Source organism: Paracoccus sp. DMF (genome assembly GCF_004407025.1).
Lineage (GTDB): Bacteria > Pseudomonadota > Alphaproteobacteria > Rhodobacterales > Rhodobacteraceae > Paracoccus > Paracoccus aminovorans_B.
Genome location: NZ_SOKV02000002.1, coordinates 113,219 through 128,691 on the forward strand (window position 1 = coordinate 113,219; position 15,473 = coordinate 128,691).

A 15,473-nucleotide genomic window follows, 5' to 3' on the forward strand; every position below is an offset into this window, starting at 1 on the left:
CGGCGTCAATTCTCGCCCGGGTCCTGCGGCAGGCCGTCGGCGATGTCATAGTAATCACCCTTGTCGGCGACAAAGATATGGCCCTGCAATTGCAGCCCGGTCGGCGTGTCGATGGCACCCGCCGCCACGTCGATCACGTCCGATCCGTCGCGCTGCCAGAACAGCGACGACCCGCAGGTGCCGCAAAAGCCGCGCCGGGCGACGTCCGAGGCGCGGTACCACAGCGGCTCACCCTCGATCTGCAGCGATGTCGGCAGGATCGCGGCCCAGACATGGCCGGACCAGCGCCGGCACTGGCTGCAATGGCAGGCCTTCAGGTCGTGGCCCGCGTCATAGGTGCCGCGAAAGCGGACCCTGCCGCACAGGCAATGGCCGGTGAATTCAACCGCGTCCGAAGCATTCATCCAGGATCTCCCGCAGCCGCTGGGCGTCTTCCGCCGTGAAAGCGTCGGGCTGGTTGCTGTCGATGTCAAGCACGCCGAGCAGCTGCTCGCCGGCGCCGAGCACCGGGATCACCAGCTCGGACCGGGTCGAGCTGGCGCAGGCGATATGGCCCGGGAAGACATCGACATCGGGCACCAGCTGGACCTGCCGCGTCCGGGCCGCCGCGCCGCAGACCCCGCGCGAGAAGGGGATGACCAGGCAGCCGTGGCCGCCCTGATAGGGGCCGATCTTCAGCGTCTCGGGCGCCGTGACGCGATAGAAGCCGGTCCAGTCGAACCGGTCGTCCGAATGGTGGATCTCGCAGGCGAGGGTGGCCATCAGCGCGACCTCGTCGGTCTCGCCACGGGTCAGGGCGCGGATGCGGGCGGTCAGGTCGTCGTAATCGGGCATGCGCCGAACCTAGCCTTGCCACGCGGCGCTGTCACCCCGCGACGCGCCAATAGCTGCTGGGCGTGTGCATCAGCGGCAGCAGCGCAAAGCCGGCGGCAACGAGGCACATCAGCGCGCTGAGGTTCAGCCCGGCGAAGCGGGCCGCGACAAGCTGGCAGGCCATGAACAGGCCGCATCCGGCCAGCATCGGCGCCCAGCCCTCGCAGCGCGAGCGCAGAGCCAGCACCGCACCCAGGGCCGCCAGCGCCAGCATGGCCCAGGACAGCGGCGACATGACCGGTTGCAACCGGTTCAGCGGCAGGCCGCCAAGCGAAAGGGCAAGGAGATAGCCGGCCATGACAGCAAAGGACAGGCCGCAAAGGATCGAAAGCACGCGCATAAGCAACAAACCTCGTGCAGGGAAACAACATGCTCGTATACGGGCTTTTTCTGGCGCAGGACCGCTGTCCGGGCAAGGGTCCTGACGATTCTAATCTAATTTGTCGGCGATTTCTTGCTCAGGTTGTATTTGCGCAACAATCTCCGGCAGATCCCGGCGCAGCAGGGGCAGGCCGCCGGGGCACCAGCCCAAGGCCTGCAAGCGCCGGCTCAGCGGCCGGCGCAGCGGGCCCGGGTCGCCGGGCGGCGGCAGCGGGGTGGCGCAGCCGGTCAGACGCGCGACCTCGGCCAACAAATCGCTGCGGTCCAGCACCAGGTCGCCGACATTGTAACTCCCTGACATCGCATGGTCTTCCAGCACGGCCAGGGCGGCGCGGCCCAGGTCGGCGCCATGCACCTCGGTCGCGACGGCGGGGGCGGGCGTGGTGCCGGCCAGGAAATCCGCGATCAGCCCGGCCCATTTCTGCGGCAGGCCGGGTCCGTAGACTCCGGTCGGGCGCAGGCTGGCGGTGCGGAAATCGGGGGTCGCGAGGGCGGCCAAGGCGACCTCGGCCTGGGCTTTCACCTCGCCGTAAGGGCTTGTCGGCGCGGGGGAAAGTTCGTCTGTCAGCTCCATGCCGGCGGGGTGGCCGTCGTGGACGGCACGGCTGGAGAGGAACAGCACGCGAGAGATACCTTGCGCGCGGGCGGCGTGGAACAGGGCCAGCGAGCCGTCGAGATTGGCGCGGATGAAGCCTTGCGGATCGTCGCCCTCACCGCCGCGATAGCGGCCGGGGATGTGCTGGAAGGCGGCGTGGATCAGCGCATCTTTTCCTGACAGATCAACGGGCTGGCCCAGGCGCCAGCCGGGCAGGGGGTCGAGGTCGTGGCCGGCCTCGACCGCCGCTCGGGCGATCCAGCGACCGACGAGGCCCGAGGCGCCGGTCAGGGCGATCTTCATGGCTGCGCCGGGCCCGGCAACTCGCGCGGATCGGGCACCGACCCGTCGCCGGCATGGGCGTGCCAAAGGTCGATCAGCGGGCGCAACGCATCGGCCTTGGCGTGGTTTTGCCAAGGTTTTTCATACTGATAGTGCAAGACGCGGATGTCCTGCCAGCGCCAGAGTTCGGGCAGGTTCAGCCAGACATATTGCAGCATATTGTCGAAAACCGGCAGGCCGTGCCAGTTCGGGAAGAAATGTTCGAGAAAGGTCTGGTCGGTGCGGCGCTAGAAGCGGCCGGGCTGGTCGAGTTCGGACAGCATCCGCGCGAAGGTTTCCGGCGACGGGCGGGCGGTGAACACGCCCGAATTCAGGCGGTGGAAATCCGCGAGGCTCTCGTAAACATTTGGCGCGGCTGAGAATTCCGGGTAGTCGAACAGCCGGTCGATATTTTGCAAGACCAGCGCGTCGGCGTCGATGAACACCACGCGGGCATAGTCCAGCTGCCAGAGCCGCAGCTTGACGAAATTGTCCAGCGGCGTGTGGAAGGGCGGCTTTTCGCCCTTGGTGAAGGGGGCGATGCCATGCACCCGGTCGCGGGCATGCAAGGCGTTGAAATCGCTGGAGGTGGGCAGCAGATCCGCGTGCACCGCGCGTACACCGAGCGTACACAGCTCGTCGATCAGATTGTCCGGCAGCTCGGTATAGAGCAGCACCAGGTCGGCGGTGGTGCCGGTGCGCTTGAGCGACTTGAACAGCGCCCGCGCCCCGGTGACGTAATCCGGGTTGGTCGCCAGCGTGACAAAGGCGCGGTCGGACCGCGCCTTGCCTGTCAGATGCAGCCCGAAACTCACGATACGGAACGCAGCCTGCGGCCCTCGGGGTCGTGCTCGACGCGCTTGGCGATGTCGCGGGTCCAGGCCGAGACCGCCGGCACGCGCGAGCGGTCGATGCGATGGGCGTATTTCCGCGCCACCTCGACCACCTCGGAGAGCAGGCCCTCGGCCAGGGTGATCGGCTGCAGGCCCAGCGCCAGGAACTGGTCGTTCTTGACGATCAGGTCGTTCTCCTCGGCCTCCTTGCGGGGGTTCGGCAGATAGGCGATCTCGGCCCCGGTCAGCTTGGCGACCAGCTCGGCCAGGTCGCGGACGCGGTGGGTCTCGGTCATCTGGTTGAAGATCCGCACCCGCTCGCCCGCCGCCGGCGCGTCCTGCAACGCCAGCTCGATGCAGCGCACCGAATCCTGGATATGGATGAAGGCGCGGGTCTGGCCGCCGGTGCCGTGCACGGTCAGCGGATAGCCGATGGCGGCCTGGATCAGGAAACGGTTCAGCACCGTGCCATAGTCGCCGTCATAGTCGAAGCGGTTGATGAGCTGCTCGTGCCGGCGGGTCTGGTCGGTATGGGTGCCCCAGACGATGCCCTGATGCAGGTCGGTGATGCGCAGCCCGTCGTTCTGGGCATAGAACTGGAACAGGATCTGATCGAGGCTCTTGGTCATGTGATAGACCGAGCCGGGCCGCGTCGGATAGAGGATCTGCTGGTCGCGCGGGCCGGCGGGCGTGTCGATCTGCACGTCCAGATAGCCCTCCGGGATCGGCGCGCCGACGCTGGAATAGCCATAGACGCCCATGGTGCCCAGATGCACCAGATGCGCGTCGATGCCGGTTTCCACCAGCGCCGCCAGCAGGTTATGCGTGGCGTTGGTGTTGTTGTTGACCGTATAGACCTTGTGGCGGTCGGTCTTCATCGAATAGGGCGCGGCGCGCTGCTCGGCGAAATGGATCACCGCATCGGGACGGATGTCGCTGAGCCAGGACTTGAGACGCTCGTATTCCGTCGCCAGGTTGAGCAGGTGGAAATGGATGCGCCGCCCGGTTTCCTGATGCCAGATCCGGCAGCGTTCCTGGATGGAATCCATCGGCGTCAGCGACTGCACGCCCAGTTCGGTGTCGATCCAGCGCCGCGACAGGTTGTCGAGGATATGGACCTCGTGGCCCAGGTTCGACAAATGCAGGGCGGTGGGCCAGCCGACGAACCCGTCTCCACCCAGAACGGCAATGCGCATGTTGATCTCCCTTGGTGCTGCGCGGCAGGAATGCGCGGCCAATGTGTCAAAACTATGACTTTCTGGCGAAGGTTCCATGGCGATGCCAGAGGGGCGCGCGAAATCTTGCCGAAGAGATTGCATGATGTGGCAGGCAAGACTAAGGATTCGTTATGATCTCGCAGAAGACGAAATATGCCATCAAGGCCCTGCTGGCGCTGGCCGACGAGGTCGCCGCGGGCGGCCATGCGCTGACGATCGAGGAGATCGCGCAGCGTTCCGGCGCGCCGAAGCGTTTTCTGGAGCATATCATGCTGGAGCTGCGCAACGCCGGCTATGTCGGTTCGCGCCGCGGCCGGGCCGGCGGCTATGTGCTGATCAAGCGGCCGAAGGAGATTTCCATCGGCGAGTTGCTGCGCCAGGTCGACGGGCCGATCGCGCCCTTGCCCTGCCTGTCGCGGCGCTCCTACCAGCGCTGCGAGGATTGCGAGGACGAGGCCAGCTGCCGGCTGCGGCGCATGTTCGGCCAGGTGTTCTGGTCCTATCTGCTGCTGATCGAATCGCTGACGCTGGAGGACCTGGTGGCCGAGGGCGACCTGCCCGAGATGGGCGCGATCTGAGGGCAGGCACAGCCGGGGGTTGCATTCCTGCCATGGCCCCGCGACGGCCGGGGCGATACGTCTTGACCCCGGGTCGGGCCATCTGCACTTGTCGGTTCAACAGGAACCGGCCGGGGTCCGCGCCCCGGTTGCCAGACGCGCAAGGTAGGCCATGCCCGAGACCGACTCCGCCGCCCCCCGCAACACGCCGCTTGCCGCGGTGCTGGGCTGGCCCATCGCCCATTCCCGCTCGCCCCGGCTGCACGGGCATTGGCTGCAACGCTATGGCATCGCCGGGCATTACGTGCCGCTGCCGGTGATGCCCGAGCATCTGGCCGAGGTGCTGCGCGCCATGCCGCGCATGGGTTTCGTCGGCGCCAATGTCACCATCCCGCACAAGGAGTCGGTTCTGGCGCTGGCCGATGTCGTCACCGACCGCGCCGCGCTGATCGGCGCCGCCAATACGCTGATCTTTCGCCCCGACGGCAAGATCCATGCCGACAATACCGACGGTTACGGCTTCATCGCCAATATCCGCCAGATGGCGCCGGACTGGATTCCGGACCTGGGGCCGGCGGCGGTGATCGGCGCCGGCGGTGCGGCGCGGGCCGTGGTCGCCTCGCTTCTGGAAAGCGGCGTGCCCGAGCTGCGCATCGCCAACCGCACCCGCATCCGGGCCGAGCAGATCAAGGCCGAGTTCGGCGCCAAGGTCGTGGTCTATGATTGGGCGCAGGCCGGCAACATGCTGGAGGGGGCGCTGACCGTGGTCAACGCCACCTCGATGGGCATGGCGGGCAAGGAGGCGCTGCGGGTGCCGCTGGACGCGCTGTCGCCCGACGCGCTGGCCACCGACCTGGTCTATACGCCGCTGATGACGCCCTTCCTGGTCGAGGCGCAGGCGCGCGGCTGCCGCGTGGTCGACGGGCTGGGGATGCTGCTGCATCAGGCCGCGCCGGGCTTCGAGCGCTGGTTCGGCCGCCGCCCCGAGGTGGACGAGGCCCTGCGCGCGGCCGTGCTGGCATGAGCTTCCTGCTGGGCCTGACCGGCGGCATCGGCATGGGGAAATCCACCGCCTCGGGGATCTTCCGCGCGCTGGGGCATCCGGTCTGGGACGCGGATGCGGCGGTGCACCGGCTTTACGCCCCGGGCGGGGCGGCGGTGGCCCCGGTCGCGGCGGCCTTCCCGGGCGTGCTGCGCGACGGCGGCATCGACCGCGCCGCGCTGAAGGCGCAGCTGGCGGCCGATCCGGGCGGCTTTGCGCGGCTGGAGGCGATCGTGCATCCGCTGGTCGCCGCCGACCGCGCGGCTTTCGTCGCCGCGCATGCCGATGCGCCCATCGTGGTGCTGGACATCCCGCTGCTCTATGAGGGCGGCTCGGAGCGGCAGATGGACGGGGTGGCGGTGGTCTCGGCCCCGCCCGAGGTGCAGCGGGCGCGGGTGCTGGCGCGGCCGGGCATGGACGCGGCCGGGCTCGCGATGATCCTGGCGCGGCAGATGCCGGATGCGGACAAGCGGCGCCTGGCCGACTGGGTGATCCCGTCCGAGACGCTTGACGGCGCGCGGGCGGCGATCATGGACATCTGCGCCGAGATCATGGCAAAACGCCGCCATGCGTGAGATCGTCCTGGATACCGAGACCACCGGCTTCGACCCCGACAGCGGCGACCGCATCGTCGAGATCGGCGCCCTGGAGCTGATGAACCACCTGCCCACGGGCCGGACCTTCCATGTCTACATCAACCCCGAGCGCCCGATGCCGCAGGAGGCCTTCGAAGTGCATGGCCTGGGCGACGACTTCCTGCGCGACAAGCCGCGCTTTGCCGAAGTGGCCGCCGACTTCATCGCCTTCATCGGCGAGGACGCCCGGCTGGTGATCCACAACGCCCAGTTCGACATGAAATTCCTGAACTGGGAGCTGAGGACGGCGGGCTATCCGGTGATGCCGCATAGCCGCGCGGTGGACACGCTGGAGATCGCCCGGATGCAGTTCCCGGGGGCGCAGAACTCGTTGGACGCCTTGTGTCGGCGGTTTCGGGTCGACAATTCGGGGCGGACGCTGCACGGCGCGCTTCTGGACAGCGAGCTTCTGGCCGAGGTCTATCTGGCGCTGCGCGGCGGCCGCCAGCCCGGGCTGGTTCTGGAAAGCGCCGGGCAGAGCGTGGCGGTGCCGAATGCGGTGGCCGCGCCCCTGGCCCCGCGCGGGCCACGGCCGCGGGCGCTGGCGCCGCGCCTGACCGCCGACGAGGCTTTGGCCCATGCCGCCTTCGTCGCGAAACTGGGCGAAAAGGCGGTGTGGCTGCGCTACAGCGCCGGGGAAAACCGCTAGGCGGGCCGGAACCTTTCTGGCGGCCCCGGCGGTTTTCCTGCCAGGATGGCCAGGACGCGATGCGAGGACGGGAATGTGATCAGGGATTGGTGGCTGTTCCTTCAGGCGATCTTCGAGCGCATGGACAAGATCCACATGACCCTGATCGCGGCGGGCGTGGCCTTCTATGCCATGTTCGCGGTCTTCCCCGGCCTGGCGGCGCTGTTTGCGCTGTGGGGGCTGTGGTACGACCCGCAGCAGCTGGAGCAATACGTCCATGCCACCGACGAATTCATCCCCTCGGGCGCGGCGGACATCATCTATGGCCAGATCAATTCGCTGATCGCCGCCGGCCGCACGCAGTTGGGCTGGACCACGGCGATTTCCTTCCTGATCGCGACGATCTCGGCCCGGCAGGGGGTCGGAGGGCTGATCCAGGGGCTGAACGCGGCGCATGGCGTACGCTCGCATCCGACGATCTGGGGCTTCATCCTGGCCTATCTGCTGACGCTGGTCATCGTCGGCGTGATCGCGCTGGGGCTGGCGACGATCATCTTGGTGCCCATCGCCTTCAACTTCCTGCCCGACGTGCCGCTGCGGAACTGGCTGATCGGCTCGGTGCCCTGGATGGCGATCTTCTTCATCGTTCTCTTGGTGATCGGCATCATCTATCGCTACGGGCCGAACGTGAAGACGCCGCGCACGCCGATCTTCACCTGGGGCTCGGTCTTTGCGGCGCTGGCCTGGGCGGGGGTGTCCTATGGCTTCTCGGCCTATCTGGCGAGCTTCAACAGCTACAACCGCATCTATGGCTCGATCGGGGCGGTGATCGCGCTGTTGATGTGGTTCTACTTGGGCGGGTTCACGGTTCTGCTGGGCGCGATGCTGAACCTGGAGCTGGCCCGGCGACGGCGGTTCCTGGCCGCGCGGAAGCTGCGGCAGGCGGCGCGGGGGGATGGGGGGTGAGGGGGCATCGTGCGGGCTGATTGACAAGATACGCTGCGACCGCCTTATTCGCGCTGGTCAGCCACGTGGAAACCTGCATATCAGGTGTAACACAATCGCGTGAATGGTTCAGGTACAGGGTTCTCGATGAGTCTTCCGGCGGAAATTCAGCAGGCGCAAATCCTGGATTGGTGGGAGGCGTCGCACGAGCACATATGCAATGCTCTGAAAGATCGGCTGCCGGCGCTTTATTATCATGTCGATGAAAAGATCGACGCGATGTCGCTGAAGGATCTTGCCCGCAAGGGCAGAGTTCGCAGCGAACAGATCGAGCCAATCGTTTCCGGCTGGATGCAGAAAACCTATGCGGAACTAACCCATGACCTCGACAAGTCCATGCGCCTCTCGCTGGCGGCACTTGAGGGAAACGAGGCGGCAGATCAGTGGAGCTATAGCGAGATGGCAATCGCGGGCTCGGCCCTTGCCATCAGCGCCGCTCCGGTCGCAGCTGTTCCGTTTTTCGCTGGGGGCCTGACGGCGGCGGGGACGGTGGTTCTGGGTTTCACGATCGGCGGCGGGGCCTTACTTGCTTTGCCCGTGGCTGCCCTGGCGGGCGGTGCGGTGCTTGCAGCGCTGGGGCCCAGCGCGCGGGCAAAGGCGATGGCCAGCCTGAAGCAGCGCTATCGCAGCGCGATTCATGCCGCAATCGCCTCGCGTGTCATGGGGGACAAGGACAATCCGCAGCAGCCATCCCTGAAAGGCACCTTGCTGGGCGAACTTCAGTGCGTCGCGCTGAAAAGGATGGACGAGGCGAAATGAGCATACCCTTTGACATCCCCGCGCGGTTCATGGCCGGCCTGAGTTCTGGCGAGTTGCAGCGATTTGGCGGCATTATCAAGGATGCGGGCTCTGGTCAGATCGTCGGCCATCTGCAGGAAACGGGCGTGCTTCAAAGCGTGCTTCGGAGTGGCCTGTCGTTTGATCCGACGGGAGTAACCGGCCTGATCGGTGTCGCACAAAACGCCGCGATTTCGCACAAGCTGAACGCGATGCAGGCCATGATGGGCACGCTGCAGACCCTGCAGATCGCCACATTGGCATCTTCGGTCGTCGGTATCGGCGTGACCGCCGCCTCGACCGCAATCATTCTGCAGCGGCTGCGCGGCATCGATCAGCGCCTGGAGCGCATCGAAGGTACCCTGGCCGAATTGCCTCGGCAATGGCAGGACATGGAATTGCGCAAGAAGCTGCTGACCATGTCCACGTCACTGGAAAGGCTGCAAGAGGCTGAATATCGCCCTGACGCCGAAAGCGTAGCGCGCGCCGAGGAAGAGCGGCTCAATTATGTTTTCGGCGATCTGCACGGCGGCCTATGCAATGTCGTCATCGAGGCGAAAATAGACCCCGCGCTGCTGCAATGCCTGCTGGCCGGACTGTCATTATCCGCAGACGCGCAATTTAAGGCGCTGCTTTGGCTGGATATGAAAGAGGCAGCAGGGAAACGGGCGGTAAACCAGTTCGCGAAGCTGCGGGAACTGGGGTTCAGGATGCCTCGGCACAGCATGGCCGAAAGACTCGCCGGCGATGGCGCGCAGGCCATGCAGATTTCCAGCGATTTCTCGGAGATCCGCATGAGGGCAGCGTCGCAGCCGCAGCTTGCGCGAACACTGATCGCACAGGGTATCAATGGCCGGGAATTCATAGACCAGATCCAGAATGAAGACACCCAGCCGATCTTGATCTTGCCATACGCCTGAGCAAATACTTCCGGCGCGCGTAGCGCCTTGATCCCCCCTAATGCCGCGCCCCCGGACGTGAGGCCGAGGTCAGCACCACCGCGCCCGGCGTGGCGGTTTCGCGTTTCGCCAGGTTCTCGACCCGGAAACGCAGCCGCAGGAGATAGCGGCGGTCGTCGGCCTCTTGCGTTGCCTCGCCCTCCAGCTGCATGGCGAAGGCCTCGATCAGCTGGCTGCCGAGACCGGTGCTTTCGGCCAGGCTCGCGGCGCCGACCGAGTTCTCGACCTCGAGCACGGCGTGATGCGGGCCGTCCATGCCCAGTTGCACCCGCACCCAGGGCCGGGCCTGCGGATCGGCCACGCCGGAATATTTCAGCGCATTGGTGAAGGCCTCGGTCGCCAGCAGCGTCAGCGGCACCGCCTGGTCGGGCATCAGCACCAGCGGCTCGAGCTGGGTCTCGATGCGCAAGCCCCCGCCGGGCCCGACCGAGGCATTGGCCATCTGGTTGATGATGTCGCTGATCAGCCGGTCGGCCTCGACCGAATCCAGGTGCTCGGCCTGGTAGAGGTTGCGATAGATCGTCGCCAGCGACGCCACCCGGTCCTGGACCGAGCGCAGCACCCGGCGCGCATCGTCGTGGTCGATCATGCGGATCTGCATGTTGATGATCGAGGCGATCAGCTGCAGGTTGTTCTTGACCCGGTGATGCACCTCTTTCAGCAGCACGGTCTTTTCGTTGACCGCCGCCTCCATCGCCTCTTCGTCGCGGATCAGGATGCGGGCCATGTTGTGGAAGGTCTGGCTCATGTCCTCGATCTCGGCCGGGGCGTCGGTCAGGACGGGCGGCGGGGCCGAGCGGTCGCCGATGGCGAAGCGGCGCATCTGGCCGCGCAATTCGCGGATATGGCGCAGCACCAGGCGATAGACCGCGAAATAGGCCACGACCAGCGAGGCCGCCCACAGGATCAGGGGCAGGATCAGCGCCGTGCGCCGGGTGATGTCGATGCCGGCGATGCCGCTGTCGGCACGGTTCCACGAGCCCAGCGCATAGACCAGGCCCGGCACCACCGGCACGACGCTGAACACCCGCCGCTCGCCCGCGCTGGTATAGTCGCGGAAGGTGGTCTCGCTGCGCGACAGGAGCGAGGTCAGCGACTTGTCGCGCGGCAGCACCTCGTCGAAATCCGCCAGGGGCTCGCTGTCGGCGGACAGCACCTGTCCCTGGTTGTTGAAGGTCAGGATGCGGGCGCCGTCGGTGCCCAGTTCGGCGACATGGGTCGAGCGCAGCATGTCATGCGACAGCGAGACGCTGATATAGCCCAAAAGATCGACGCCGCGATAAAGCGGCTGGATCACGATCACCACCGGCAGGCCGCCGACCGCGCCCACCGGGCTGCTGGTGACCAGCGTGCCCGGACTGTCGCGGAACTGGCGATAGGCCGGGTCGTCCGAGACGTCATGCACCCCCGGCATCGAGGAGCATTCCGTGACCCCGTCCAGCCGGGTGAAGCCGGCATAGACGAAGCTGACCGTGCGCTGCACGAAGCCGCGCATGATGTCGGAACAGGCCTGCGGCCGGTCCATGGTTTCCAGCACCGCCGGGCCCAGCGCGTCGGCGGTGCCGAGCGCGCCTTGCAAAAGCGCGCGTTCGCCGGCGGCGGCGGTCGCCGTGCGGCCCAGCAGCGCAATTTCCGAGCTGCGTTCGTATTCGCGCGACAGGTGCAGGGTCTGGATGACCGAGATCAGCCCGATCGGCAGGATCGCCACCGACAAGAGACCGCCCAGCCGGAAGCCCAGGCCCTTGGTGAATTCCATCCGGTCGAACAGACGCCGCAGCACGGGCGGGGCTCAGCGCAGGACGGGGTTGTTCTGCGCCATCACCGCCAGCGTGGCGCGGTCGGTCATCTCGAGCTCCTCGCCCTCTTCCAGGTGCAGCAGCTCGGCCAGGCGGCGGCGGCCGCGGTTGGCGCGCGACTTGACCGTGCCGACGGCGACGCCGGTCATCGAGGCGGCTTCCTCGTAGGAAAAGCCCGAGGCCCCGACCAGGATCAGCGCCTCGCGCTGCTCGTCGGGCAGCTTCTCGAAGGCGTGGCGGAAATCGTTCAGGGCCAGGCGGCCGTCATGCTCGGGCCGCGCGGCCTGGCGGGCGGCATGGATGCCGTCGGTGTCGCTGACCTCGCGCCGGGTCTTGCGCCGGGCGGAATAGAAGGTGTTGCGCAGGATGGTGAAGAGCCAGGCCCGCAGGTTGGTGCCGGGCTGGAACTTGTCGATATGGGTCCAGGCCTTGACGATGGTGTCCTGCACCAGGTCGTCGGCCGAGGCGCCTTCGCGCGTCAGCGACAGCGCAAAGGCCCGCAGCGCCGGCAGATGGTCCACCAATTCGTCCCGAGGGTCGCCATGGCCTTCGGAGCGGGCGGCTTTCGCCGGTTTCTGGAAGGTCATGCGGATTACTCCTGCTCGCGCAATTTGTCGAGCAACTGCAAGAACTTGTCGGGAATTTGCTGGGTGGCTTCCTGTTCATAGACACGCCGCAGATTCTCGTCGATCTGCTTCTCGATCGCGGCCCGCCTGCGTTCTTCCCGCCTCGTATTCATTTTTTAGTTATTCCCGAAAATCTTGTGCGCACCTTGCCTAACCGCTACGTATCCGGTCAAGTTCCAAACAGGAACGTATTTTTCGAGGAAGCCATGTCCGCAGCGGATCTCGCCCAATCCATCAGCCGAGAGCTGCCCTATCTTCGCCGCTATGCGCGTGCGCTGACCGGCAGCCAGACAGCCGGCGACAATTATGCCGCCGCCACGCTCGAGGCCATCCTGGCCGACCGCAGCGTCATGCAGGGCGATGACACCCGCATCGGCCTGTTCCGCACCTTCCACGCCATCTGGCAAAGCTCGGGCCAGCCGGTCGAGGCCGAGGCGCAGACCCCGCGCGAGGCCCGCGCCCAGGCGCATCTGCGCGGATTGACGCCGAATTCGCGCGAGGCGCTGCTTCTGCGCACCATCGAGGAGCTGCGCTACGACCAGATCGCGCAGGTCATGCAATGCCCGCAGGCCGAGGCCGAGGAGCTGGTGCAGATCGCGCTGAGCGAGATGAGCCAGACGCTGTCCGGCAAGGTCATGGTGATCGAGGACGAGACCATCATCGCCATGGACCTGAAGGGCATCGTGCAGGCCATGGGCCATGACGTGACCGGCATCGCCCGCACCCACAAGGCCGCGGTCGAACTGGCGCATCAGAAGCGGCCGGACCTGATCCTGGCCGATATCCAGCTGGCCGACGGTTCCTCGGGCATCGACGCGGTGAACGAGCTGCTGGCCGACATGGGCGACATTCCGGTGATCTTCATCACCGCCTTCCCCGAGCGGCTGCTGACCGGCGACCGGCCGGAGCCGGCCTTCCTGATCTCGAAGCCCTATTCCGAGGAGCAGGTGCGCTCGGCGGTATCGCAGGCGATGTTCTTTGCCTCGACCGAGGGGCTGGCGGTCAGCTGAGCCCTGGGCGCCGGTTGCGGCGTCGCCGGGGGTATTTGCAGAGCAAAGAAGCCGCGGGCCCCGGGCGCGCGGCTTCTTGAGTATTTGGGAAACGGTGAGGCGCGCTCAGTCGGCGCAGAGGCGGCGGCGGGCGGCGGCGTATTCCGTGGCCAGGCGGTCGATGAGTTCGGCGGCCGGGGTCACGGATTTCACCACGCCGATGCCCTGGCCCGAGCCCCAGATCTGGCTCCAGGCCTTGGGTTTGCCGCCCGAGGTGGCCTTGTCGAAATCCATCGCCGTGGCATCGGCCGTCGCGAGGTTTTCCGGGTCGAGCCCGGCCGCGCGGATCGAGGGCGCGAGGTAGTTGCCCGACACACCGGTGAAGAGGGACGAGGTGACGATATCCTCGGCGCCGCTTTCGGCGATCATCTGCTTGTATTCCGGCTGGGCGCTGGATTCGGTGGTGGCGATGAACGGGCTGCCGACATAGGCGAGATCGGCGCCCATGGCCTGCGCCGCCAGCACGGCGCGGCCGGTGGCGATGGCGCCGGAAAGCAGCAGCGGGCCGTCGAACCAGGCGCGGATTTCCTGGACCAGCGCAAAGGGCGATTGCGGGCCGGCATGGCCTCCCGCACCCGCCGCGACCGCGATCAGCCCGTCGGCGCCCTTGTCGATGGCCTTTCGGGCGAAAGTGTTGTTGATGACGTCATGCAGCGCGATGCCGCCGCAGTCATGCGCGGCCGCGTTCACCTCGGGCCGGGCGCCCAGGCTGGTGATCCAGATCGGCACCTTGTGGCGGTGGCAGATCTCGATGTCGCGTTCCAGCCGCGCATTGCTGCGATGCACGATCTGGTTCACCGCGAAGGGCGCGGCCGGGCGATCGGGATTGGCCTGGTTGTGGCGGTCGAGCTCCTCGGCGATGCGGGTCAGCCAGGCGTCGAGCAGCGGGGCCTCGCCGGGTTTCTCGCGGGCGTTCAGCGCCGGGAAGCTGCCGACGATGCCGGCCTTGCATTGCGCGATGACCAGGTCGGGCCCCGAGACGATGAACATGGGCGAGGCGACGACGGGGATGCGCAGATGCGACAGGATGGGCGGCAGCATGGGTTCCTCCTTGAGCGGCGGGGCCAGATTGCCCGGCCGGGGCGCGGCTGCCAATGCTGCCGTGGCGTCGGTTCAATAGGGCAGCGGGTGGGCGCGGTGCAGCTGGTCGATGCGGCGCAGCGCGTCCGGGGGCAGCACCAGGTCGATCCCGGCCAGCAGGTGGTCGAGCTGCGCCGTGGTCGTGGCGCCGATGATCGGGATGCAGGCGAAGGGGCGCTGCCGCGTAAAGGCGATCGCCATGTGGATCGGGTCTAGGCCCAGCTCGCCCGCAAGCCCGTGCCAGGCGGCGACGGCGGCGATGGCGCGCGCGGTCCGGCGGCCGCCGAGGTTGCCCTGGCCGCCGGTCTCGAGGTCGACGGCGGCGCGGCTGCCTTGCGGTGCGCTGCCGTCCTGGTATTTGCCGGTCAGCAGCCCGGCGGCCAGCGGCGAATAGGCCAGCAGGGTGACGCTTTCATTCACCGCCAGTTCCGCGAGATCGGTGTCATAGGCGCGGTAGAGCGCCGAATATTCGTTCTGGATCGACGCCACGCGCGGCGCGCCCAGCCGCTCGGCCGTGTCGATCCAGCGCGCCGTGCCCCAGGCCGATTCGTTCGAGAGGCCGAAGGCGCGGATCTTGCCGGCCCGGTGCAGTTCGGCGATGGCGCCCAGCACATCGGCCATGTGGTCCAGCGTCTGCTGCCGGTCCTGTCCCGAGGGATCGTAGCGCCAATTCTGCCGGAAGGCGTAGCTGCCGCGCTGCGGCCAGTGCAGCTGGTAAAGGTCGATGCAATCGGTCCGCAGGCGTTTCAGCGAGGCCTCGACGGTCTGGCGGATGATGGCACCGTCATAGCCCTGGGGCCGGACATGCCGCTGGGGCCGGTGACCTTGGTCGCGATCTGCACCCGGTCGCGGTTGCCGCGCGCCGCCAGCCAGTCGCCGATGATCTCCTCGCTGCGGCCGACGGTTTCGCGCCGGGTGGGATTGACCGGATACATCTCGGCGGTGTCGAGAAAGCCGACGCCAGCCGCCAGGGCGCGGTCCAGCTGTTCATGGGCGGCCCGCGCGTCGGTCTGGTTGCCGAAGGTCATCGTGCCAAGGCAGATGCCGCTGACCGTCACGCCGCTGCCGCCCAGTTCCAAGCCGTTCATCCGTCACCTCT

17 protein-coding genes and 2 pseudogenes are annotated in these 15,473 nt (G+C 67.1%); 8 read left to right on the forward strand and 11 right to left on the reverse strand.

Annotation, left to right across the window (positions count from 1 at the left end):
- Positions 1-5 precede the first annotated feature (5 nt).
- The 6 genes and pseudogenes from E3D03_RS01770 to E3D03_RS01795 all read right to left on the reverse strand — a co-directional run bounded on the left by E3D03_RS01770 (position 6) and on the right by E3D03_RS01795 (position 4,199).
- Entirely contained in the window at positions 6-404 is a 399-nt protein-coding gene (locus E3D03_RS01770; protein ID WP_263565546.1) for a GFA family protein, read from the reverse strand.
- A complete protein-coding gene (locus E3D03_RS01775) occupies positions 382-834 on the reverse strand; it encodes a GAF domain-containing protein (protein ID WP_263565547.1) in 453 nt (150 codons plus the stop codon). The genes E3D03_RS01770 and E3D03_RS01775 overlap by 23 nt, the downstream gene beginning before the upstream one ends.
- Positions 835-865: 31 nt before the next feature.
- A complete protein-coding gene (locus E3D03_RS01780; RefSeq protein ID WP_263565548.1) occupies positions 866-1,213 on the reverse strand; it encodes a hypothetical protein in 348 nt (115 codons plus the stop codon).
- 90 nt (positions 1,214-1,303) lie between these two features.
- Positions 1,304-2,152 carry an NAD-dependent epimerase/dehydratase family protein gene (locus E3D03_RS01785; protein ID WP_263565549.1) on the reverse strand — a complete coding sequence of 283 codons (849 nt, stop codon included), beginning with the start codon at positions 2,150-2,152 and terminating at the stop codon, positions 1,304-1,306.
- Positions 2,149-2,985, reverse strand: a pseudogene (locus tag E3D03_RS01790) (glycosyltransferase). The gene E3D03_RS01785 and the pseudogene E3D03_RS01790 overlap by 4 nt, the downstream one beginning before the upstream one ends.
- Positions 2,982-4,199, reverse strand: coding sequence for an NAD-dependent epimerase/dehydratase family protein (locus E3D03_RS01795; RefSeq protein WP_263565550.1), 1,218 nt, complete (start codon positions 4,197-4,199; stop codon positions 2,982-2,984). Before E3D03_RS01795 ends, E3D03_RS01790 begins: the two are co-directional and overlap by 4 nt.
- 152 nt (positions 4,200-4,351) lie before the next feature.
- Between E3D03_RS01795 and E3D03_RS01800 the strand changes: the two genes are divergently transcribed.
- The 7 genes from E3D03_RS01800 to E3D03_RS01830 all read left to right on the forward strand — a co-directional run bounded on the left by E3D03_RS01800 (position 4,352) and on the right by E3D03_RS01830 (position 9,784).
- The gene (locus tag E3D03_RS01800; protein ID WP_017999077.1) at positions 4,352-4,798 is read left to right on the forward strand and encodes an RrF2 family transcriptional regulator; all 447 of its coding nucleotides are present in this window, start codon (positions 4,352-4,354) and stop codon (positions 4,796-4,798) included.
- A 151-nt stretch (positions 4,799-4,949) separates the two neighbouring features.
- The gene (locus E3D03_RS01805; RefSeq protein ID WP_263565551.1) at positions 4,950-5,801 is read left to right on the forward strand and encodes a shikimate dehydrogenase; all 852 of its coding nucleotides are present in this window, start codon (positions 4,950-4,952) and stop codon (positions 5,799-5,801) included.
- The gene (coaE, locus tag E3D03_RS01810) at positions 5,798-6,394 is read left to right on the forward strand and encodes a dephospho-CoA kinase (RefSeq protein WP_263565552.1); all 597 of its coding nucleotides are present in this window, start codon (positions 5,798-5,800) and stop codon (positions 6,392-6,394) included. Before E3D03_RS01805 ends, coaE begins: the two co-directional genes overlap by 4 nt.
- Entirely contained in the window at positions 6,387-7,103 is a 717-nt protein-coding gene (gene dnaQ, locus E3D03_RS01815; protein ID WP_263565553.1) for a DNA polymerase III subunit epsilon, read from the forward strand. The genes coaE and dnaQ overlap by 8 nt, the downstream gene beginning before the upstream one ends.
- A 75-nt stretch (positions 7,104-7,178) precedes the next feature.
- Positions 7,179-8,048: a YihY/virulence factor BrkB family protein gene (locus E3D03_RS01820; protein WP_253879927.1), complete on the forward strand. Its 870-nt coding sequence runs from the start codon at positions 7,179-7,181 to the stop codon at positions 8,046-8,048.
- Positions 8,049-8,174: 126 nt separating this feature from the next.
- Positions 8,175-8,846, forward strand: a complete 672-nt coding sequence (locus E3D03_RS01825; RefSeq protein WP_263565554.1) for a hypothetical protein — start codon at positions 8,175-8,177, stop codon at positions 8,844-8,846.
- Positions 8,843-9,784, forward strand: a complete 942-nt coding sequence (locus E3D03_RS01830; protein WP_263565555.1) for a hypothetical protein — start codon at positions 8,843-8,845, stop codon at positions 9,782-9,784. Before E3D03_RS01825 ends, E3D03_RS01830 begins: the two co-directional genes overlap by 4 nt.
- 37 nt (positions 9,785-9,821) lie before the next feature.
- On the opposite strand, the gene E3D03_RS01835 is transcribed toward E3D03_RS01830, so the two are convergent.
- From E3D03_RS01835 to E3D03_RS01845, 3 genes are read right to left on the reverse strand one after another with little or no spacing between them, the layout of a single operon-like run.
- Positions 9,822-11,603, reverse strand: a complete 1,782-nt coding sequence (locus tag E3D03_RS01835) for a sensor histidine kinase (protein ID WP_263565556.1) — start codon at positions 11,601-11,603, stop codon at positions 9,822-9,824.
- Positions 11,604-11,612: 9 nt separating this feature from the next.
- Complete coding sequence (locus E3D03_RS01840; RefSeq protein WP_017999071.1) at positions 11,613-12,206, reverse strand: RNA polymerase sigma factor; 594 nt, start codon at positions 12,204-12,206, stop codon at positions 11,613-11,615.
- Positions 12,207-12,211: 5 nt separating this feature from the next.
- The gene (locus tag E3D03_RS01845) at positions 12,212-12,358 is read right to left on the reverse strand and encodes a NepR family anti-sigma factor (protein ID WP_017999070.1); all 147 of its coding nucleotides are present in this window, start codon (positions 12,356-12,358) and stop codon (positions 12,212-12,214) included.
- Positions 12,359-12,451: 93 nt separating this feature from the next.
- Between E3D03_RS01845 and E3D03_RS01850 the strand changes: the two genes are divergently transcribed.
- Positions 12,452-13,255, forward strand: coding sequence for a response regulator (locus tag E3D03_RS01850; protein WP_263565557.1), 804 nt, complete (start codon positions 12,452-12,454; stop codon positions 13,253-13,255).
- Positions 13,256-13,360: 105 nt separating this feature from the next.
- Here E3D03_RS01850 and E3D03_RS01855 read toward each other — a convergent pair whose 3' ends face one another.
- Positions 13,361-14,335, reverse strand: a complete 975-nt coding sequence (locus E3D03_RS01855; protein WP_263565558.1) for an NAD(P)H-dependent flavin oxidoreductase — start codon at positions 14,333-14,335, stop codon at positions 13,361-13,363.
- A gap of 72 nt (positions 14,336-14,407) precedes the next feature.
- A pseudogene (locus E3D03_RS01860) lies at positions 14,408-15,462 on the reverse strand (aldo/keto reductase).
- Between the last annotated feature and the right edge of the window lie 11 nt (positions 15,463-15,473).